The sequence below is a fragment of the Prosthecobacter sp. SYSU 5D2 genome, assembly GCF_039655865.1.
Taxonomy (GTDB): Bacteria; Verrucomicrobiota; Verrucomicrobiia; order Verrucomicrobiales; family Verrucomicrobiaceae; genus Prosthecobacter.
The window spans coordinates 302,970-322,712 of record NZ_JBBYXL010000006.1 but is presented as its reverse complement, the minus strand read 5'-3'; the positions used below and the strand labels follow the sequence as shown (position 1 = coordinate 322,712).

Sequence of the window (19,743 nt, the reverse complement as noted above, 5' to 3'; positions counted from 1 at the left end):
CCCCGCCGCTACGGCAGCAGCACCGGGATGCCCTCCTCTATGGGAAAGAGGCGTGAGCCGTCTTCACTGACCAGCGCCTGTTTCTCGGCGGGATGCTGATGGTGCAGCAAGTCTTCAGCCGTGGCCCAGCGCAGTGTCTGATGCGTGTGCGGGCAACGAAACGTGGGCAGGAAATCGTCAATCCAGGAAAGGTCCATGAGGGGGGGGAAGGGGGATCAGGCTGCGGGAACGGAAGGATCTATCTCTCTGGCCCAGGCCAGGATGCCGCCCGCGACATTCCAGACATCTGTGAAGCCCTGTTCTTGAAGAGCGGCCACCGCCTTGGCGCTGCGCATGCCGGAGCGGCAATGAACCAGCACGGTCCGGTCACGCGGAATCTCAGCGGATCGTGAGGCCACCTCGCCCAGAGGGATCAACGTGGAGCCTTCAATGCGGGCAGTTGCGTACTCATCCGGCTCACGTACATCCAGGAGGAAGTGGTCCTCCCCCTTTTGGCGTTTTTCATGCAGTTGCTGGACGGTCAGGGTGGGGACATTGGGGGGAGGGGTCATGCCGCAGAAGCCTTGGTAATCAATGGGTTCAGTGATGGTGGGATGGTCGCCGCAGACCGGGCAGTCAGGATCGCTCCGCAGGTTAAACGTGCGAAACCTCAGGCTGAGCGTGTCCACATGCAGCAGGCGGCCTAACAAAGGTTGCCCAATGCCGGTGATGAGCTTGATGGCCTCCAGCGCCTGCAGTGTGCCCACCAGGCCGGGAAGCACGCCCAGCACACCGCCCTCGGCACACGAAGGCACCAGGCCGGGCTTCGGCGGGGCAGGGGACATGCAGCGGTAGCAGGGGGCATCCAGATGCGGGGCAAACACGGCCACCTGTCCTTCAAAACGCAGGATGCTGCCATACACGTTCGGTTTGCCCAGCCAGACAGCCGTGTCATTGGACAGGTAGCGTGTTGGAAAATTATCCGTTCCGTCAATAATGACATCATAGTCCGCCGCAATCTCACGGGCATTGGCGGCGGTAAACATTTCCCGGTGCAGGCGCACTTCCAGGTGGGGATTGATGTCCATCAGACGGTCCCGTGCCGCCTCCAGCTTGGGCCGCCCGATGTCACTCTGGCCAAAAAGAAGCTGTCTTTGCAAGTTCGATACCTCCACCACATCCGGGTCCACCAAGCCCAGGCAGCCCACGCCAGCGGCCGCCAGATACATGGTGATGGGAGAGCCCAGCCCCCCAGCACCAATGCACAAAACTTTTGCCGCCTTCAGCTTCCGCTGCCCAGCCAGGCCGAATTCCGGCATGGCCAGGTGCCGGGCATAACGTTGAAGCTCATCAGGGGTGAGATCGGACATGGGAGGGAAGGGCAGAGGAGCATTTGCCGGGCATAAAGGCAACAGGCTTATGTGAATTCCGTGTCACGAAATCAGGGGCCTCAAATTATTAAACCCGCCGGTTCAGGCTGTTGTGATTTTCGCTCAATTTAGAAATACATTTCACTTTCATCGTGACATGGGATGTTTAAATTAAGAGCCTACCTGGATGAATTTTCGACGAGCTTCACTTTGGCTGCTATTTTTATTGGCTGTTGCTGTAGCTTTTATTCTTAACTGGAAGTCTAATCATGGGGACGGTGGCGCTTTCGTGCCCCGTATTGATCAGGCGGACACGCTGGCTCCCAAAAATGACGCTCCGAGGCCGCCACCAACAGAAGTTGATGCGCGAACAGCATTACTTTTGAGGACGAAATCCGGTGAAAATGATGTGGCTGAAAAACGGGTTATCATCAGATCATCACCGATGATGTCTGCAGAAGAGGCGGCCTTTTTGAAATCTCTAAAGCCTCGTGTCATCCCGCCCAAGGAGCCCTTGCATGTGCCTGAAGGCCAGGATCTCAAACTGACAGTCAAACTTGCTGATCCATTAATCGCGCGTGCTGATCAGAATGGAAGATTGCTGCTGCACGCAAAGGAATCAAAATCCTTGAACGGGCTGACGGAGCTGGCTGACTCCCATAGGCTTAATTTTCATCGGCTGCATACGGCAAGTGATGAACAAATTGCCGCACTCACCCGAAGGGCGGCTGAAATGACGGGGGAAGCCCAGGCTGATCTTGCCGCTATGATCGAAGTAAAACTGCCTTTGCCGACACGGCAAAAGGTGGTCAGTCTGGCTCAAGACTTCCACGCCATGGATGAGGTGGAGTGGGTGGAACTAGAAGCGATGGATCTTTTGCCGCCTCCTCCTGCGGAGGATATTGCTCCGCCCACTCCTCTCCTTGTCAGCCACCAAAGGTACCGATGGGCCGATATCGGGGTGGATATTGACCACGTGTGGAACGAATACGGAATCCGTGGTGATGCCAGAATCCGCATCAGCGATTGTGAATACGATCTCAATATGGATCACGAAGATCTTTCCGGCCTGGTAAAGATGCAGCCGGAAGTCGTTTCCAGATATACCGGCTTTGGCATGGGACATGGGACATCAGTGTTGGGAATCATGGCCTCAGGCGATAATGGTTATGGAACCAGTGGAGGTGCACCAGATTGTGATTATTGGTTTTATCCCGAATACTCGACCCTGACCACAGGTGCTCAATACCGGGCAGCCTGCGTTCTGGCTGCCATTGTTGCTTCTGGTCCCGGGGACATTGTCGTTTTAGAAATGCAGACAGGCGGCCCTGGACCTGATTCAGATTATGTACCTGCTGAATACAATCAAAGTGTTTGGACTTCTGTCAGGACAGGCACCAATGCCGGAGTTCTGACCATCGCTGCTGCTGGCAATGGAAACCAAAATCTGGACGATGCCATGTTTGATCCTTACCACGCCCGGGGGGATAGCGGTGCCATCATTGTAGGAGCCGGGGATCAATATCGGGTGAAGCGTTCATTCAGCACCTATGGCCGCAGGGTGGACATGCAAGCCTGGGGAGGAAGCGTTTTTACCACATCGAGCAGCAGCTCTGGCACTTATGTTTACGGCGCGGACCCGAGACAGTCATACACTGCGGGATTTAGCGGCACCAGTTCAGCGACCCCCATCGTCGTGTCTGCAGCAGCTTTGTTGCAGGCAGTCGCTCTTAACATATCGGAGGTTCAACTGTCTCCCGGAGAAATCCGCCAAATATTGAAGGAGACAGGTCAGGAACAAGCGGGAGACACGTCAACGGCCATCGGCCCGCTGCCGGATTTGAAAGCGGCAACAGCGCTCTTGTTTGAGCAATACCCTCCCGACTTGGACGATCTGCCAATTTGGGGATATTATTATCTGGCGGCTTCGGCACCGGATCTTACCGCGGACAGTGATGGAGATGGCCTGGCAAATATGCTGGAATACCTTTTTGGTACAGATCCTTCCCAGGATTTGTCTGAAGATGAAGTTCGTAAACCGCATCTCTCAACGGTCACTACTCCCGAAAACGGTACCACGACCCTGCTCGAATTTCATCAGCCAGCGGTGCGCACGGACGTGAGCTGGATGATAGAGAAATCCACCACCCTCCTGCCGGATTCCTGGCAGGAGGTGGTCCATGAGACGGATGGAGCGACGATCATCCGCAACGGAGACCGTATCATTGCAACCCTTCCGCCCGAAATGGCCGCAGACCGAACCTTTCTGCGAGTGAAAGCCTGGCTTACCTCTCCTGCTTTGGAGTGAACCAATGGATCACGGTTTGCTCACAGAAGGGTGTCGTAAGCCCGGCCGCCCTTGCCGTCGAAGAAGTTGATGAATGCCCGGTTCACTGTGGAGAAACCGCCAGGAGTCGGGTAGTCGCCGCTGAAATACCAGTCGCCATATTCAGGTCCGAGTGCTTTGTGCAGGCCTTCGATGGACTGGAAAATGACGCGCACCTCACCCTTCCAGGCCGTGTGTTGCGGATAGACCAGTTCGCTGATCTTGGCAGAGAGTTCAATATCCGTGAAGGGTGCGTAGATGGCCTTCACCGCATTTCGCATCTCAGACTTGGGCTTCTTCAATTCTTCTTTGCAGGCCAGGTAGGTGTCTTTCACCACATGGCGCATGCCCCGTTCATCGAGCAGCGCAATCGCGGCCTGGAAGGCAATGAATTTGCCCAGTTCCGACATGTCAATGCCGTAGCAGTCCGGGTAGCGGATCTGCGGGGCGGTGGAGCAGACAATGATGCGCTGCGGATCGGTGCGGGCCAGGATGCGCAACAGGCTCTTTTTCAGCGTCGTACCGCGCACGATGGAATCGTCAATAACGACCAGGTTGTCATTGGGAGTCACCACCCCATAGGTGATGTCATAGACACTGGAGACAAGCTGGTCACGCCCGCTTTCCTGGGCGATGAAGGTGCGCATCTTGATGTCCTTGTGGGCGATCTTTTCAGACCGCGGCCAGTTGCGCAGGATTAGGTCATCCAGGGCCGGTTCATCCAGCGTGCCGCTGCGTACCATCTCCAGGATGGCGTCCTTGACTTCTTGCCGGCGTTTGTAACGCAAGCCGTCGAGAAAGCCGTGGTAGGCCGTTTCAGCCGTGTTCGGAATGAAACTGGTGACGGTGTGCTCCCAGTCGTTGCCAATGGCCTCGATAAGCTGCGGCACCATCTGCTCTCCCAGCGCCTTGCGCTGACGGTAGATGACGGAGTCATTGCTGCGTGAAAAGTAGATGCGCTCAAACGAGCAGGGGCGCAGTGGCAGGTCAGAATTCATGAAGGGAGTGATGGACTGCTCCCCGGAGGATTTGATCACGCACACATGCGCGGGCGGCAGCTCCCGGATATCATTTTCCCCCACTTCAAACACCGTCATCAAAGCCACACGCTCAGAGGCGAAAGCCACGACTTCATCGTCCTCATACATGTGGCAGGGACGGATGCCCTGCGGGTCACGCATGATGAAAAAATCACCGTTGCCGATGGTTCCGGCGATGGTGTAGCCTCCATCCCACAGTTCGGCGGATTTGCGGATTATCTGCGCCACATCCAGCTGCTGGCTGATGTGCTGCGTAATGTTTTCCGGTGGGATACCGGTGTCCCGCATCTTGTGGTAGAGATCCGTGTGAGCTTCATCCAGCTGGAAGCCGATTTCTTCCAAAACGGTCTGCGTATCCGTATCGAAAACGGGATGCTGTCCCCGTTTCATCATGAGGCTGTTCAGCTCGCCTGAGTTGGTGAGATTAAAATTCCCCATCACCATCAGGCTGCGCGTCGGCCAGGTGCTGCGGCGGATGTAGGGATGCAGGCTGCCTTTGCCAAAAGCGCCGCTCGTGCCATAGCGCAAATGGCCCATATTGACTTCACCGGCGAGTTCAAACTCCCTTTTGATGGCCTCCGGATCGTCTTCAAATTTGACGTATTCGATGCCCAGTTCGTCTCTCTGCTCCTTGCGCTCGGCATTCACCCGGCGGGCGATCCTGCCAAACTCCTTCATTTCATCGGCCAGCACTTCACCAATAGCCTCGGCGGATTTGGTAGAGCGGACGCGAAACATGTACGGGGCACCTGGAGGCATGTCCAGTTTGCAGCAGCCGATGCCGATGCCGTCCTGGCCACGGTTACGCTGCTTGGCCATCAGACCGAACAGGCGCTCCAGTCCATAAAGGGCTGTGCCGTACTTGTCCTGGTAATAGGCCAAAGGTTTTTTCAACCGGACTACGGCAATGCCGCACTCGTGTCGGATGGGGTCGCTCATGTGTTGGGAGCGCTTATCCTTGGCAGACAATGTGTCGAGTGCAAGGCGTGGCAGCAGCTTTTTATAAACACTATTTTTTCTTCCATGAAAGGGCGCTCAAAATGCGGCGTCCAGGGGAGCGTGCTCCGGTCAGTTCCGCAGCCTCCAGCTCGCTGTCGCTGAGGATGTCAGGATCCCCGGAATCAAAATCTTCGGCCCTGGGCAGGCCCATGGGTAGCTCAGGTGCGGTCTCCTCCTCTTCGGCATCCTCCGCCACTGGCAGGGGGGCTGGGTTGATGTCCGGTTTGGAAGCCGGGGCCGCCAGCCGGGGGGGCACAATCAGGCCACCTGAGAAAATCAGCTTCATGGCATCTTCCACCGTCAGCGGAGCATCGGTCACCTGCTCAATCGGCACCACCAAAAGCAGACCTGTCATCGGGCTGAGTGCACCGGGGATAAAAACAGCGGCCAGCACTTTGTTCTGTTCAGGATCCAGATATTGGCCGGTCACAAAACCAAGCATCTTCATGTCGCCTGATGGGTAGTCCACATACACCACCCGCTTGAAATTCTGTCTTCCCCCCAGCCCCTTGAAGCCGTCAATCACCTGCTTGAGCGATTTGTAGATGAAGGAAACCAGAGGAACGCTTAGCAAAAGCTTGTCCATGGCCGTGACCACGCGCACGCCAAGAACATTGGTGGCCATGACACCGAGTGCCAGAAAAACGATCAGCGGGATCAGGAACCCCACAAAGGTAAGAACATGCTGATAGGTGGGAGAACTCGGATCCACGATGACACGGCCTACCAGTTCATTGATAAATCGGGCCATGAAATCCACCAAGGTGACGCTCCATCCGTGCAGAAGATGATACGCGCTCTGGAGAATCCAGAACGTGATCAGCAGTGGCAATGCCACAGCCAGTCCCGCCAGAAACTTGTTACGCAGCCACACAAACGGGCTGCGCGGGTTAGGCGGAGGTATGGGGGGGAGCGGGGACATGGAGAAGTGCAGGCCCTGGGCCAACAAAGGAAGCAGCTTCCTTGTTATAGAGCACCTGACACCTATAATTGTTCAACGAACGTGAAAGTTCGTATCAATTTATGCACCTACAAGCATCCGGGCCGGATTCTCAATGCAGTCTTTGATACGAATGAGGAAAGTCACGGCTTCTTTGCCATCCACCACGCGGTGGTCATAGCTGAGGGCCAGATACATCATCGGACGGATCACCACCTGGCCGTCCACGGCCACCGGGCGCTGCTGGATGGTGTGCATGCCCAGGATGGCACTCTGAGGGGGATTGATGATGGGTGTGCTGAGCAGGGAACCATAGACACCTCCATTGGAGATGGTGAAAATGCCGCCCGTCAGATCTGGAATGGAGATTTTGCCTTCCTTGGCCTTGGCTGCGTAAGCAAGGATGTCTTTCTCGATCTCAGCAAAGGACTTCTGGTCTGTGTCACGCAGGACAGGCACGATCAGGCCCTTTTCAGTGCCTACGGCCACGCCAATGTCATAGAAGTGGTTTTGGACGATCTCATCGCCATCCACCCGCACATTGATGGCTGGCACTGCTTTCAATGCTTCCACCACAGCCTTCACAAAAAAGGACATGAAGCCCAGCTTCACTCCGTGGGTTTTGACGAAGCTGTCCTGCAGCTTGGAGCGCATGGCCATGATGTTGCTCATGTCGCACTCGTTAAAGGTGGTCAGGATGGCTGCCGTCTGCTGGGCGCTGACAAGCTGCTCAGCAATCTTCTTGCGCAGCGGGCTCATTTTCTTGCGGGTCGTCCGGCCCTCAGGCTTTGCAGGGGCCGCAGCAGGTTTCGGAGCGGGGGCCTGTTCTGCCTTCGGCGCGGGCGCAGGTTTGGCCTCCGGTGCAGGAGCCGTTTTGGGTTCTTCTACCTTGGCTGCGGGTTTATCTTCGGCTGGTGCTGGCTTGGGCTCTTCCTTGGCAGCGGGTGCGGCTGCGCCTTCAGCGATGCTGCCGACGACAGCTCCTACTTCCACATCGTCACCGGCCTGGCTGCCAATGGTCAAAACGCCGGAAGTTTCGGCGGTGACCTCGGCGGCCACTTTGTCGGTTTCCAGGGTCAGCAGGACGTCGCCCACTTTGACGGCATCTCCATTGTTGAAGTGCCATTTGGCGATTTGACCTCCGGCGACGGATTCGCCAAGAGCAGGGATTTTGATGTCAGGCATAGCTAAAGAGTAATAAAGGGTCTTGGGTTCCGGCGATCAAACGGAGAAGGCATCTTCCACCAATTTCTCCTGCTCCAGGACGTGGATGGCTTTGGAGCCTGCGGCGGGGCTGGAACTGCGTTCGCGGCCTGCATAACGCACGCGGTGGCCGGAGATCTCGGAGAGGCGGTTGCGGATGTAGTTGAAGGCACCCATGTTGCGGGGCTCCTCCTGGCACCAGACCCACTTTTTCTGCGCACGCGGGTAGCGGGCCACCAGTTCTTTAAGCAGATCTTCATGCAGCGGATAAAGCTGCTCAATGCGGATGATGGCCGCATTCTTGATCTTGTTCTGCTCGCGGAACTCCATCAGGTCATAATAGACTTTGCCTGTGCACAGAATCAGACGGGTCACGCGCTCGGCGGGCCCCAGCAGGTTTTCATCATCAATGATCTCCCGGAAACTGGTGCCTTCGCCCATATCGCTGAGCTTGGAAACGCACTTGGGATGGCGCAGCAGGCTCTTCGGCGTCATGACGATGAGCGGCTTACGGAATTCACGCTTCATCTGGCGGCGCAGCGCGTGGAAATACTGGGCAGGCGTGGTGAAGTTGCAGACGGCCCAGTTACGGCCGGCCGAAAGCTGGAGGAACCGCTCCAGACGGGCGCTGGAGTGTTCCGGTCCCTGGCCTTCATAGCCATGAGGCAGCAGCAGCGTGATCTGGCTCGGGCGCTGCCACTTGCTTTCGGCACTGGCGATGAACTGGTCAATAATGACCTGGGCACCATTGACGAAATCGCCAAACTGCGCTTCCCAGCAGATCAGGACATTCGGTGCCAGAAGCGTATAACCATAGTCAAAGCCCAGAACCGCAGCTTCGGACAAAAGGCTGTTATAGACGCAGAAACGTCCCTGATCTTCAGCCAGGTTGTTCAGCGGAATGTGGCGTTCGCGGGTTTCGGTGTCGTAAAATACACAGTGCCGCTGGCTGAATGTGCCACGACGTACGTCCTGCCCGCTGAGGCGGACTCCCAGCCCGTCTGTCAGCAGGGAGCCAAAGGCCAGGGATTCAGCATAGGCCCAGTCAATGCCCTCACCGGCTTCCACAGCCTTTTTGCGGGCAGCAAGGAAGCGCTTGGCGATAGTCGGGTGCAGGCGGAAGCTTTCAGGCGTCTGGAGCAGCTTTTCACCCAGGGACTTGAGCTGGCTTTCTTCAATGCCGGTTGCAGGAGAGCCAAAAGAAAACGGCGGCTGCGGTTCGGTCATGCTGCCCTCGTAGGGATTGTCTCCCATGGTGGCTTCGCGTTCAGCAAGGGTTTTCACCCCATCCTCCAGTTCGTCTTCAAGCTCCTTTTGCAGAGCGTTGGCACCGTCTTCATCCAGCACGCCGTTTTGCAGCAGCGTGCCACGATAGATGGCCGCAGTCGAAGGATGCGCAGCGATGGATCGCGCCATGTTCGGCTGGGTGAAAGCCGGCTCATCCGTCTCGTTGTGGCCGTAGCGGCGATAGCAGACGATATCAATGACCACATCCCGTCCGAAAGTCTGGCGGAATTCGATCGCCATTTTGGCTGCATGCGCGACTTCCAGCGGGCAGTCTCCATTTACATGGATGATCGGAGCATCAATCATCTTGGCCACATCCGTGCAATACCGGGTGGAACGTGCATCCGCAGGCAGGGTGGTAAAGCCGATCTGGTTGTTCACCACCACATGGATGGTACCGCCCGTGCTGTAACCTGGAAGCTGGGAAAGGTTGAGCACCTCCGTCACAATGCCCTGGCCGGCAAAGGCCGCATCACCGTGAATGAGCACCGGGATCACCTGTTTGCGTTGAGCCGTGTCACCCAGCATCCGCTGGCGCGCGCGGGCCATGCCTTCCACCACAGGGTCCACCGCTTCCAGATGGCTCGGGTTCGGGGCCAGCATCACGGCAATGTCATCGCCGCTGCGCGTCTTGCGTACCGTTTCAAAACCGAGGTGGTATTTCACATCCCCGTCACCGGCCACCATGTTGGGCACGTAGTTTTCGCTGAACTCGTAAAACAGAGATTCCAGCGGCTTGCGCAGGAAATTCGCCAGCACGCTCAGACGGCCGCGGTGGGCCATGCCCATGATGATTTCTTTGGCTCCCAGTCGGGGCAGGTTTTCCAGGATGGTCTCCAGAGCGACGAGGAGAGACTCGCCCCCTTCCACTGAAAAGCGTTTCTGGCCCACATAACGACGGTGCAGGAAGCGCTCAAAAGTCTCCGCTTCCAGCAGCCAGCGCAGCGCGTCAATTTGCAGTTCAGCAGCCGGGGCGGGTTCAAAGGGGCGGTTTTCAATGCGCTCCATCAGCCAGTTTTGAATCTCCGGCGTGTGGATGTGCATGAACTCATAGCCCGTCTTGCCACAATAAATCCGGCGCAGCTCTTCCAGCATCGCCTGCAGTTTCATGGGCTGGCCATTGCGGAACATGTGCGTCTGCACTTCCTCGTTCAGCTCTTCCTTACTAAAGCCCAGTCCTTCCACCGACAGGGTGGCTGAATCCGGTGCTGAGGGAGAAAGCGGATCCACGTGCGCTGCGATATGGCCGAGAGAGCGGAAGACCAGAATGGCGTTGGTCACCCGCATGCGGAAGTTCAGCGTCTTCTCCGAAAGCGTCTCACAGTAGCTGGCATCGGGTTTTGCGCCGCCTGCCTGCCTTTTGGAGAGCTCGGCCATGCCGAGTTCGAATCCTTCAAAGAAAGACGCCCAGGTCGTATCTACGGAACCAGGATCTTTTTTCCAGTCTGTGTATTGGGCGTCGAGGAGGTCTGAATTTGCCCGGAAGGGCACGGAGGCTGTCATGGCTATGGGGTGTGGCAGAATGGGACGCTTTTGCTACGCTTGCAACTTGGTAAAGGTTGGAATTTGACGATTCTTCTTGCACCAAGGCCAGAAGATCATTCGAAGACGCAAAAGCATCATCAAACCATCACCTGATCTGGCCCCTTGATGTCCTCCCTCTTCACCGCTATCTGCTCCCACTCCATGCGCCTTGAACTCGTCAATACCGGCACCGAACTCTGCCTCGGTGATACCATCAACACCAATGCCGCCTGGATCGGCCAGCGCATGGCCGCTCTGGGAATCGAGGTTGCCCGGCAGACCGTTGTCCCCGATGGCGGTGCCGTGCGTGAAGCCATCGCGGAAGCTGCCTCTCGCGCTGATGTCGTCCTCGTTTCCGGCGGTCTTGGTCCCACCAATGACGACGTCACCCGCGAATCTACCGCTGAACTCCTCGGCCTGCCCATGGTGCAGAATCCTGAGGTCACCGCGCACCTGGAGGCCTATTTTATCAAGCGCAATAAGCCCGTCTCTCCCGCCACCCTGCGCCAGGCCATGGTTCCTGTGGGGGCAGAGGTGCTGGAAAATGCCTTTGGTACCGCTCCGGGGCTTTATTTTCCCGCACAACTCGGGGCTGCACGTGGATGGCACAGTCACATTTTCCTGCTCCCAGGCCCGCCCCGCGAGATCAAGCCCATGGTCGAAAATTGTGTCGAGCCCCGCCTCCGCGCCCTATCCCCGGATGGCCTGTCCCGCCTCGTCCTCTATTTAAAACTCACCGGTATTGGAGAATCCGACATTGTCGAAAAAGCCGAAAAGGAGCTGGAAGCTGTTGCGGGGCTGGAATTGGGTTACTGCATCGGCAAGGGCGATGTGGATGTGCGGCTGGCCGGACAGCCGGAGCCGGTACTGCGCGGCGCGCAGATCGTCCGAGACCGCCTCGGTGAATTCATCATCTCAGAAGACCGCCGCGTGCTGGAGGAGGTCATCATTCATAGCCTCGCAGAACGGGGCCAGTGGCTGGCCACGGCGGAATCCTGCACCGGCGGTTACCTTTCCAGCCGGCTAACCGATGTCAGCGGCTCTTCCAAAGTCTTTGGCCACGGCTTTGTCACCTACGCCAATGAAGCCAAACAAAAGCACCTCGGCGTGCCAGCCAGCCTTCTGGACCTTCACGGCGCTGTGAGTGAACCCGTCGCCCGTGCCATGGCGGATGGCTGTCTGGCCACCTCGGGTGCGGATCACGCCCTCTCCATCACCGGCATCGCCGGTCCCACCGGCGGCACGCAGGAAAAACCCGCAGGAACTGTCTTTATCGGTCTCGCCACCAAGGGGCAGGAAACCCTGGTCCGTCGCTTCTTCTTTCCCATCAGCCGGGACCGTTTCAAATTGCTCACCTCCCAGGCCGCCATGGACATGCTTCGCCGCCGCCTTCTGGGGCTTCCCCAGGTGGGTCTTTAAAGCCACAGTACCTCTCCGGCTTGTTCACGCCTCCGCACTCATCTTCAGTCCAATGATACCCGCCATGATCAGCCCGATGCAGATCAGCCTGATGGCCGTACGCGGTTCATCGAAAAAGACGATACCCACGATTGCCGTGCCCACAGCCCCAATGCCCGTCCAGACCGCATAAGCTGTCCCGATTGGAAGCGTCTTCAGAGCCTGGGAAAGAAAGCCAAAGCTCACCACCATCAAAGCAGCGGTAACGATGCTAGGGCCAAGCCGGGTCCACCCGTGTGTATGTTTCAGGCCGATGGCCCATGCGATTTCAGTAATGCCTGCGAGAACAAGATAGATCCAAGCCATTTTAAACAAGTGTTGCCAGGGCCGTCCCTGATGTGAAAAATGGAGCGGCGGGGTCGTCCCCGCTTCCGTGTTGGCAAGGGAGATACCTTAGCCCGCGTTGTGTCCCTGTCAAACCAACCCCACCCTTATGCTCCGCCGTTCCTTTTTCACCTTGCTGGCCGTCCTGGCCACCGTCACCGCCCAGGCGGCTGATGCGCCTAAAAAACTCCTCGTCGTCACCGTCACAACCGGCTTCCGGCACTCTTCCATTGAGACCGCCGAAAAAGTCCTGGCTGAAATCGGCAAATCCTCCGGTGCCTTCACCGTGGACTTTGTCCAGCAGCCTCCCGGCCAGCCCAAAAACCCAGGCCGCGCACCTGAAAAGAAACTCAAAGAAACCGACGAAGCCTTCAAGACCCGCCAGGAAAACTACAGCCAGGCACTGGCCGGCTACAATGCGGCCAATGCCGTGTGGACTGAGCAGGTAAAAGCTTACATGGCGGATAAAATGGCCCTGGACAAAATCAAGGACTACGACGGTTTCATCTTCGCCAACACCACCGGCGACCTCCAGTTCCCGGACCGCGAAGGTTTCGTGGAATTGATCAAAGGCGGCAAGGCCTTCATCGCCATGCATTCCGGTGGCGATACCTACCATCCCTTCCGTGGTTACGTGGACATGCTCGGCGGCGAGTTTCTCACCCATAAGGCCCAGGTGGAAGTCCAGCCCATCCTTCACAATCCCGCTCATCCCGCCACCAAGCCCATCCCCGCCGGCTGGCGGGTGTTTGATGAAATTTACATCTTCAAAAACTACGATCCCGCTACCGTTCATGCTCTCATGGGCCTGAATGCGCACCCGAATGAAGGCACTCCAGGTTATTACCCCGTCTCCTGGTGCAAAGACTTTGGCAAAGGCAAAGTCTTCTACACTTCGCTGGGCCACCGTGAAGACGTCTGGGATCCGACCTGGAAAGCCGATACTAAAGATCGCAAAAACACCCCCGAGATCGCCCGCACCTATCAGGAGCACATCCTCGGCGGCATCAAATGGGCTCTCGGTCTCGTCGAATGTGAAGCCGAACTGGGCAATGTGAAAGCTGTCGCAGAATAAACTTCACACGCCCTTCTTTATCCAAGAAAAAAGCCAATCCCCTCACGGAGACTGGCTTTTAAATTCAATAAGATCCGCGGCGGCTTATGCCAGCGCATCCAGCTTCTTGGACAGGGCATCCTTGGACTGCACGCCCACCACAGTATCCTTCACTTCGCCGTTCTTGATGAACAGCAGCATCGGGATAGACCGCACATTGTACTGGGCGGCCAGATTCGGGTTTTCATCCACATTCACCTTGGCCACTTTCACGGCATCACCTTTTTCAGCGGCCAGCTGTTCCAGGATCGGGGTCAGCATCCGGCAGGGACCGCACCATTCAGCCCAGAAGTCCACAATCACAGGGACCGTGCTGCTGGAGATTTCCGTCTGGAAGTTGGATTCGTTCAGATTGAGGACTGCTTCGGAGGCCATAGGTATAAAGTTGGGTGAGGAAAAGTTACGCTGCTGTCAGGTGTAACGATGCATGAGGTAGGCGCGGCTGACGGTGAATCAATCATTTTCACGTTTCATCTGCCGCTTTTCCAGCTATCCCGTGCTGGCATGAGTCTTGATCATCCCGATCCCATCACCCGTTTGCGCTATGTCGTCCACCGCCTGCGTGCTCCGGGTGGCTGTCCCTGGGATCAGGAGCAGACCCATGAAACCCTCATCCCGCATGTGCTGGAAGAGGCTTACGAAGTGGTAGATGCCATCCGCAGCGGCGATTCCGCCCAAATCTGTGACGAGTTGGGTGATCTGCTCCTCCAGCCAGTCCTCCATGCAGAAATCGCAGCGGAAGCAGGCGCTTTTGATCTGGATGCAGTCGCCACCGGCCTGACGGAAAAACTGATCCGCCGGCATCCCCATGTTTTTGGCGAGGGCAGCGCGGAAACCTCCGCCGCAGTTCTCACTCAGTGGGACGCCATCAAGCGCCAGGAAAAAGGCACCCAAAAGGAAGGCCATCTGCATGGGGTTGGCAACGGGCTCCCATCCCTCATGCGGGCTCAAAAACTGCAAAAGAAGGCCGCGCGGGTGGGCTTCGACTGGCCTGATTCAGCACCCGTGTATGACAAAATCCGCGAGGAAACGGCTGAGCTGGAAGAGGCTGTCAAAGCGGGCCGTCCCATCGCCATTGAGGAAGAGCTCGGCGACCTGCTGTTCAGCGTGGTCAATCTGGCCCGCAAGCTGGGCGTGGAATCGGAAGCCGCCCTGGCCGCCGCCAATGAAAAGTTTGTCCGCCGTTTTCACGCCGTGGAAGAAGCCCTGGCAGGGCAGGGGAAAAAGCTTGGCGATGCCACTTTGGAGGAAATGGACGCTGCCTGGGAGCAAATTAAAAAGAGGCTTGATTAACGCTTTTATGGAAACTCTCCTCCGATGGTTTTTCACCCTCATTCAGCCGCTTACCCTCGTCTGGCTTTTGCTCGGCATCTGGGTGGCCCGCATGGTTTGGATGCGCCTTTGGCGTTGGGCCGCACTGCCCACTCTTGCCTGGCTCCTTCTTACAGTCATCACTTGTACCTCTCTGGCTTCATGGCTGCTGGCTGGATTGGAGAACCGCTACGCCCTGCCCGCACCGGCGGATGTGGAGGGCGCAGACGTCATTGTCTGCCTGGGCGGTGGCATCCAGCCTTCACTCACTGAGCCCATGGGTTTGCACCTCGTGCGGGGCGCAGACCGTCTGGCCACCGCCCTCTCCATGGCAGCTTCCGGCATGGCACCCATTTTGGTCATCGGTGGGGGAGGATATAAACAGGACGGCCAGATGCACTCCGAGGCAGATGCCATTCTAGACTTCTTAAAGCGCTTTCCCGATCAGTCCTTTGAGTCCATCAGCCTTGGCACTTGTGCCAATACGCGAGACGAAGCCCTCAAAGTGGCCAAACTGGCCCGGGACCGCGAGTGGAAAAAAGTCGTCCTCGTCACCTCGGCAAGTCATATGCCGCGGTCCGTCGCCACCTTCGCCAAAGCTGGCGTCCCTGTCGTTCCTGTTCCCTGCCATTACATGAGCAGCTACAATCAGATCGGCGAAGGAAGCTGGCTGCACCTGCCTTATCGCGGCTCATTCGACCTGTTTGATTCCTGGTTTCACGAAACCATTGGCACCTGGATCTACCGTTGGCGTGGGTGGCTGTGACCCCTGTCAGGCCTGGGGAATCAAAGCCAGTTGCTCTTCCAGGACACGCAGCAGATTGCCCGGTGTGGCCAGGGTCTCTACGGTGATGAGATCGTCCGGTATCGGAATGCCGAATTCCGTTTCAATTTCCATCAGCACCTCGATGGACTCCAAGGAATCCAGCCCCAGCCTGCCCAGATCATCATCCAATTGAATGGGCGCATCTGGCGGGACCAGGCGCAGGTGCGGGCGGAGCAGGGCGATCAGGCGGGAGGCGGTATCGGACATGGCGGATCAAATCAATAGGGAATCTCGGCAGGATAAATCGTCTGGTGGCCGGTACGCCAGCAGGACACCTGGACGACCTCCCCCTCGCGGTAGGAAATCTCGGCAGGCGCCCCATGACTGAGGAAACCGATCAAACTGGCGGTCAGTCCATACGCGCCAACATTGGGCACGGCAAGCAAATCACCGGGTTCAACTGCAGGCAGTTTCACTCCTCTGGCCAGACTGTCCAGCGGTGTGCAGAGCGGACCTACGATATCGGCCGTCATTTCGGCCCCCTCTTCGCTGCTCAGATTCTGAAATGTCACCGCTCCCCGTGGAATGCGACCCAGGCCCGCCATGCCGCCCAGATGGTGAATCCCAGTGTCCAGCACCACAAACGTCCGCGTGCGGGATTGCTTCACATCCAGGACTCGCGTCACCAGGCTGCCGGCACCGGCGCAAAGATACCTTCCGGCTTCAAACCACAACTCAGCCTTATTGTGCATAGGAGAAGCTTCCCAGACGGCGGTCAAAGCCGCACACAGGCCAGTCAGATCGGGATAGGAGGCATGGTTGGCATACGGCCATGGAAATCCCCCGCCTGCATTTACCACCGTACATTGAAGCCCCAGCGTTTCCTCCAGCCGGCTGGCCGTTTCCAGCGCCCTGCGTGTGTTGTCCGCCAATGCCTGCACGGAGGCCACCTGGGTGCCAAAATAGACATGCACTCCGCGCAGGCAGATGCCGGGCTGGCGCACCCTTTCAGCCGCATCCGGAGCATGGAAAAGTGTCTCATCAAAGCCAAACTGGCTTTCCACTCCTGTCATGGCCAGCCGTGCATTGGGGGCTTCTGCCGGATTCACCCGCAGCAAGATTTGCAGTTCCACCGAATTCGCCACAGCCGACTCTGACAGGCGCTTGAGATCCAGCCAGGACTCGCAGGAAAACCACCGCACTCCCGCAGTGATGGCAGACTGGATTTCTGCGGCCGTTTTACCAGGACCACCATACAGTGCCTGGCTCAAATCATGTCCTGCTTCGATTGCTGCTTTCTGCTCGCCTTCGGAGGTAATCTCAGCCTGCGCCCCGCCTTTGCGGATTTCTTCAGCAATGCGGGGCAGGGGATTGGCCTTGAAGGAATGATACAGCCGGGCACCTTCAGGCAGAGACGCCCGCAATTCCTTCGTGCGCTCTTCCACCTGTGCCAGATCATAGGCATAAAAGGGCGTGCTATATTCGTCGGCCAGGCGGTTGGCAAAAGCGGGGTTCATAAGCTTGCTTTAGACAGTGGTGAGCAGATTGCGCAGCGCTTTGCGGTCCAGTTTTTGATTCCCGGTTCGCGGCAGTTCGGCCAGAAAGATTACCCGGTCTGGCAGCTTGCCACGCTCCAGCCGCGCAGACAGCCCGGTCAGAACTCCGGCTTCGGTCATCCCTTCCTCCGTGCTGGCCACAAACAGAAATAGCAGATCTCTGGTGTCATCCTTCACGCAGCCTGCAGCGATGACCTGCGGAATCGCACACGCCGCCTCTTCCACCTCAGCGGGGCTCAGCCGCGTGCCGCGATGTTTGATGACAAAATCGCTGCGCGAATGAAACGTGATGTATCCCAGGGAGTCCACGCTCCCCTGGTCTCCGCTGAAAAGCGTCCGTACTCCTTCCAGGTCCCGGTACCGGCGTACCGTTTCTTCCGGCGCCAGCCAGTAACCTGCGGCCAGATGCGGTCCCTGGATCACCAGTTCACCCGCCACTCCCGGCGGGTGGCGGGTCCCGGCTTCATCCACCGTGAAAACTTCCGTTCCATCCAGCGGCCTGCCCACGCTCTCCGGATGTTCCTCGAGTTCCTCCGGCAGCAGGATGGAAACGCGCTTGCACTCTGTCAGCCCGAACATCGGATATACTTGGATCTGCGGCAGCAGCGACTGGATCTGTTCGATATACGCAAGGGGCAGATGATCTCCCGTATTGGTGATCATTCGCAGTTTAGGCAGATCCACCGGCCGGTAGCGTTGCATCTTGATCAGCGCTGCAAAAACAGAAGGCACTCCAGGCAGCACTGTCACCTCTTCACGGGCCAGGATTTTAGGCAGCTCCGGACCTACCATCTCTGGCCTTCCGAGAAAAAGGCTGGCACCCGTGAGGCAGGCATAAAAGGCCTGATAGAAACTGTAATCAAAGGCCAGGGGCAGAAAGATGCCGATGCAATCCTCCATCCTGTAGCCCAGTCTTTGCAGAATAGCCGGGCAGACAAAGGCCACATTCCCCTGGGTCAGCATCACTCCGCGCGGTGTTCCCGTACTGCCGGAGGTAAACACCAGAAAGGCAATGTCCTCAGACGACACCGAGACAGGCAGCGGCTGTGTGGCAGAGTCCGGAACAAAGAGCGAGGCCCACTCTGGACCGTCCACGCAGAACGTCTTGCTCCCCGCAGCATCTTCACCAAGCTTTGCCGTGCCCGCATCGGTAAACAGTACCTTTGGCTCACATTGGGACAGAATGCGGGTCAGTCCTTCCGGCTGGATTTGATGGCTGAGAACAGAAAAGATCACCCCTGCCTGCAAAGCAGCAAAACTGATCAGCAGCACCTCGGTGCGGTTGGGCATCACCACGACCACCCTGTCACCCTTGACGATCCCTTGCTTTTGCATCCAGGCTGCCAGGGCATTCACACGACGTTGGGCTTCGCCGTAGGTCAGCGGGGCAGACCCTGAAATGAACAACTTGTCCGGCCACTGGTTTGCAGTCGCAGCCAGCCAGTGGCAAGGCAGATTTAAATGGGAGGACAGTTCATCGGTCATGCGGTCAACTGATTACTTTATGCGGAAATCCATACATGCCGAAATTTTTTTCATCATCCTGCAATTTCCATAAACAGATTAAGGGATGTCCGTTGCAGCTTCCAGTTGTGGCGGTTTGCCTTGACAGCCTCTGAATGGTACACGGAGAGGGATTCGAACCCCCGACCAACTCGGTGTAAACGAGCCGCTCTACCACTGAGCTATCCGTGCCTCGGTGCGGTGATATATTCAGGAAGCTTGCTTCGCTTGCAAGAGATCATTTGCAGATACTGACGGCCTGTGACAGCCCAGCCGCCAGCTTCTGCAAAACAGATTCATCATGTGGCTGATGGCCGTTTCCGCGAAACGGATATCACGCTTCCATTGCGGTCGTTTCCAGCTTCAACGGACTGCCCACATCTTCAAACAGGGCGAATATCCCCCCTTGGCGAGGCTGCTCTGAAAGCATGTTGCGCACATTTTCGTGGGAAAGGAGCACTCCATGCTTACGATCCGCACCGGCCGTCTCAGAGAAAACAAGAAAGGCTGGATCTTCGGATTTGCCTGGGAAGCGCATGCCCCATGCTGGTCGCGTATTCATCACCTCGGTGAAATCCGCCTCATCCCAGTTGCCGCCATTGAGCCCCTCACCCAGCCAGACGGTCAGGATATTGTCCGCCACCGCCTTCAAATGACGGCTCGTCTTTTCCAAAAAGAGACAGACCGGTTCAGCTTCCTCAAGAATTTCTTGAAATGCTTCTGCGCGGATCTGAGGAGATACGATGGAAAAGACGGCTCCGATGTGGGCCACTGCCAGCGTGATAAGATGTAGGTCCGGGCTATGCCGCAATACAGCGACCACTTTTTCTCCGCGATGTACCCCATTCTCCTGCAGCCAGGTGGCGATTCGCAGCACTTTCATCCATGCCTGCTCACACGTGAATTCCATCCCGTCCACTGTCAGCGTGGTTTCCGGCGTCCTTTCAGCCGCATCAGCAAGAAAAGCGGAGAGATGAAACGGCCCCCGGCGGGTTGGGTCTTGCCAGGGTGAGAGGCCCATTGGGTTTTCTGGAACGGTTAAC

Annotated in this window: 17 protein-coding genes and 1 tRNA gene; 5 read left to right on the top strand and 13 right to left on the bottom strand. The window is 57.3% G+C overall.

Translation table 11 applies throughout. From position 1 onward, the window contains the following. Nucleotides 1-8 precede the first annotated feature (8 nt). Together WJU23_RS12350 and moeB are read right to left on the bottom strand one after the other, a co-directional pair. Nucleotides 9-197, bottom strand: coding sequence for a hypothetical protein (locus WJU23_RS12350; protein WP_346332881.1), 189 nt, complete (start codon nt 195-197; stop codon nt 9-11). 18 nt (nt 198-215) lie between these two features. Next, entirely contained in the window at nt 216-1,349 is a 1,134-nt protein-coding gene (gene moeB, locus WJU23_RS12345) for a molybdopterin-synthase adenylyltransferase MoeB (protein ID WP_346332880.1), read from the bottom strand. Nucleotides 1,350-1,536: 187 nt separating this feature from the next. Between moeB and WJU23_RS12340 the strand changes: the two genes are divergently transcribed. Next, the gene (locus WJU23_RS12340) at nt 1,537-3,657 is read left to right on the top strand and encodes a S8 family serine peptidase (protein WP_346332879.1); all 2,121 of its coding nucleotides are present in this window, start codon (nt 1,537-1,539) and stop codon (nt 3,655-3,657) included. A 20-nt stretch (nt 3,658-3,677) separates the two neighbouring features. Here the strand turns inward: WJU23_RS12340 and WJU23_RS12335 are convergent, their stop codons facing one another. The 4 genes from WJU23_RS12335 to WJU23_RS12320 form a co-directional block, all read right to left on the bottom strand. Further along, on the bottom strand, nt 3,678-5,654 hold the full coding sequence (locus WJU23_RS12335) for an amidophosphoribosyltransferase (protein ID WP_346332878.1): 1,977 nt from the start codon (nt 5,652-5,654) through the stop codon (nt 3,678-3,680). 70 nt (nt 5,655-5,724) lie between these two features. Further along, a complete protein-coding gene (locus WJU23_RS12330; RefSeq protein WP_346332877.1) occupies nt 5,725-6,636 on the bottom strand; it encodes a DUF502 domain-containing protein in 912 nt (303 codons plus the stop codon). Between the two features lie 99 nt (nt 6,637-6,735). Further along, nucleotides 6,736-7,839, bottom strand: a complete 1,104-nt coding sequence (sucB, locus tag WJU23_RS12325; RefSeq protein WP_346332876.1) for a dihydrolipoyllysine-residue succinyltransferase — start codon at nt 7,837-7,839, stop codon at nt 6,736-6,738. A 36-nt stretch (nt 7,840-7,875) separates the two neighbouring features. Next, complete coding sequence (locus WJU23_RS12320) at nt 7,876-10,647, bottom strand: 2-oxoglutarate dehydrogenase E1 component (RefSeq protein WP_346332875.1); 2,772 nt, start codon at nt 10,645-10,647, stop codon at nt 7,876-7,878. Between the two features lie 183 nt (nt 10,648-10,830). On the opposite strand from WJU23_RS12320, the gene WJU23_RS12315 reads away from it, so the two are divergent. Continuing rightward, on the top strand, nt 10,831-12,087 hold the full coding sequence (locus WJU23_RS12315) for a competence/damage-inducible protein A (protein WP_346332874.1): 1,257 nt from the start codon (nt 10,831-10,833) through the stop codon (nt 12,085-12,087). Between the two features lie 24 nt (nt 12,088-12,111). Here the strand turns inward: WJU23_RS12315 and sugE are convergent, their stop codons facing one another. Continuing rightward, the gene (gene sugE, locus WJU23_RS12310; protein ID WP_346332873.1) at nt 12,112-12,432 is read right to left on the bottom strand and encodes a quaternary ammonium compound efflux SMR transporter SugE; all 321 of its coding nucleotides are present in this window, start codon (nt 12,430-12,432) and stop codon (nt 12,112-12,114) included. Nucleotides 12,433-12,559: 127 nt separating this feature from the next. On the opposite strand from sugE, the gene WJU23_RS12305 reads away from it, so the two are divergent. Then, on the top strand, nt 12,560-13,525 hold the full coding sequence (locus WJU23_RS12305; RefSeq protein ID WP_346332872.1) for a ThuA domain-containing protein: 966 nt from the start codon (nt 12,560-12,562) through the stop codon (nt 13,523-13,525). Between the two features lie 84 nt (nt 13,526-13,609). Here WJU23_RS12305 and trxA read toward each other — a convergent pair whose 3' ends face one another. Continuing rightward, nucleotides 13,610-13,939 (bottom strand): thioredoxin, encoded by a 330-nt coding sequence (trxA, locus tag WJU23_RS12300; RefSeq protein ID WP_346332871.1) that lies wholly within the window; start codon nt 13,937-13,939, stop codon nt 13,610-13,612. A 129-nt stretch (nt 13,940-14,068) separates the two neighbouring features. On the opposite strand from trxA, the gene mazG reads away from it, so the two are divergent. Further along, complete coding sequence (mazG, locus tag WJU23_RS12295) at nt 14,069-14,857, top strand: nucleoside triphosphate pyrophosphohydrolase (RefSeq protein ID WP_346332870.1); 789 nt, start codon at nt 14,069-14,071, stop codon at nt 14,855-14,857. 7 nt (nt 14,858-14,864) lie between these two features. Beyond that, a complete protein-coding gene (locus WJU23_RS12290; RefSeq protein ID WP_346332869.1) occupies nt 14,865-15,641 on the top strand; it encodes a YdcF family protein in 777 nt (258 codons plus the stop codon). Nucleotides 15,642-15,647: 6 nt separating this feature from the next. Here WJU23_RS12290 and WJU23_RS12285 read toward each other — a convergent pair whose 3' ends face one another. The 5 genes from WJU23_RS12285 to WJU23_RS12265 form a co-directional block, all read right to left on the bottom strand. Continuing rightward, on the bottom strand, nt 15,648-15,908 hold the full coding sequence (locus tag WJU23_RS12285; protein ID WP_346332868.1) for a phosphopantetheine-binding protein: 261 nt from the start codon (nt 15,906-15,908) through the stop codon (nt 15,648-15,650). Nucleotides 15,909-15,919: 11 nt separating this feature from the next. Beyond that, nucleotides 15,920-17,158 (bottom strand): type III PLP-dependent enzyme, encoded by a 1,239-nt coding sequence (locus WJU23_RS12280; RefSeq protein ID WP_346332867.1) that lies wholly within the window; start codon nt 17,156-17,158, stop codon nt 15,920-15,922. 9 nt (nt 17,159-17,167) lie between these two features. Next, nucleotides 17,168-18,682, bottom strand: a complete 1,515-nt coding sequence (locus tag WJU23_RS12275) for a class I adenylate-forming enzyme family protein (RefSeq protein ID WP_346332866.1) — start codon at nt 18,680-18,682, stop codon at nt 17,168-17,170. Nucleotides 18,683-18,817: 135 nt separating this feature from the next. Then, a tRNA-Val gene (locus tag WJU23_RS12270) sits at nt 18,818-18,892 on the bottom strand. Between the two features lie 142 nt (nt 18,893-19,034). After that, nucleotides 19,035-19,721 carry an AMP-binding protein gene (locus WJU23_RS12265; protein WP_346332963.1) on the bottom strand — a complete coding sequence of 229 codons (687 nt, stop codon included), beginning with the start codon at nt 19,719-19,721 and terminating at the stop codon, nt 19,035-19,037. Between the last annotated feature and the right edge of the window lie 22 nt (nt 19,722-19,743).

Bases quoted from the DNA above. Each gene is read 5' to 3' on its own strand.
- WJU23_RS12275 (WP_346332866.1), bottom strand. From the start codon at position 18,682: ATGACCGATGAACTGTCCTCCCATTTAAATCTGCCTTGCCACTGGCTG.
- trxA (WP_346332871.1), bottom strand. From the start codon at position 13,939: ATGGCCTCCGAAGCAGTCCTCAATCTGAACGAATCCAACTTCCAGACG.
- WJU23_RS12305 (WP_346332872.1), top strand. From the start codon at position 12,560: ATGCTCCGCCGTTCCTTTTTCACCTTGCTGGCCGTCCTGGCCACCGTC.
- moeB (WP_346332880.1), bottom strand. From the start codon at position 1,349: ATGTCCGATCTCACCCCTGATGAGCTTCAACGTTATGCCCGGCACCTG.
- WJU23_RS12280 (WP_346332867.1), bottom strand. From the start codon at position 17,158: ATGAACCCCGCTTTTGCCAACCGCCTGGCCGACGAATATAGCACGCCC.
- WJU23_RS12320 (WP_346332875.1), bottom strand. From the start codon at position 10,647: ATGACAGCCTCCGTGCCCTTCCGGGCAAATTCAGACCTCCTCGACGCC.
- WJU23_RS12315 (WP_346332874.1), top strand. From the start codon at position 10,831: ATGCGCCTTGAACTCGTCAATACCGGCACCGAACTCTGCCTCGGTGAT.
- WJU23_RS12330 (WP_346332877.1), bottom strand. From the start codon at position 6,636: ATGTCCCCGCTCCCCCCCATACCTCCGCCTAACCCGCGCAGCCCGTTT.
- WJU23_RS12290 (WP_346332869.1), top strand. From the start codon at position 14,865: ATGGAAACTCTCCTCCGATGGTTTTTCACCCTCATTCAGCCGCTTACC.
- sucB (WP_346332876.1), bottom strand. From the start codon at position 7,839: ATGCCTGACATCAAAATCCCTGCTCTTGGCGAATCCGTCGCCGGAGGT.
- WJU23_RS12350 (WP_346332881.1), bottom strand. From the start codon at position 197: ATGGACCTTTCCTGGATTGACGATTTCCTGCCCACGTTTCGTTGCCCG.
- WJU23_RS12285 (WP_346332868.1), bottom strand. From the start codon at position 15,908: ATGTCCGATACCGCCTCCCGCCTGATCGCCCTGCTCCGCCCGCACCTG.
- mazG (WP_346332870.1), top strand. From the start codon at position 14,069: ATGAGTCTTGATCATCCCGATCCCATCACCCGTTTGCGCTATGTCGTC.
- WJU23_RS12340 (WP_346332879.1), top strand. From the start codon at position 1,537: ATGAATTTTCGACGAGCTTCACTTTGGCTGCTATTTTTATTGGCTGTT.
- WJU23_RS12265 (WP_346332963.1), bottom strand. From the start codon at position 19,721: ATGGGCCTCTCACCCTGGCAAGACCCAACCCGCCGGGGGCCGTTTCAT.
- sugE (WP_346332873.1), bottom strand. From the start codon at position 12,432: ATGGCTTGGATCTATCTTGTTCTCGCAGGCATTACTGAAATCGCATGG.
- WJU23_RS12335 (WP_346332878.1), bottom strand. From the start codon at position 5,654: ATGAGCGACCCCATCCGACACGAGTGCGGCATTGCCGTAGTCCGGTTG.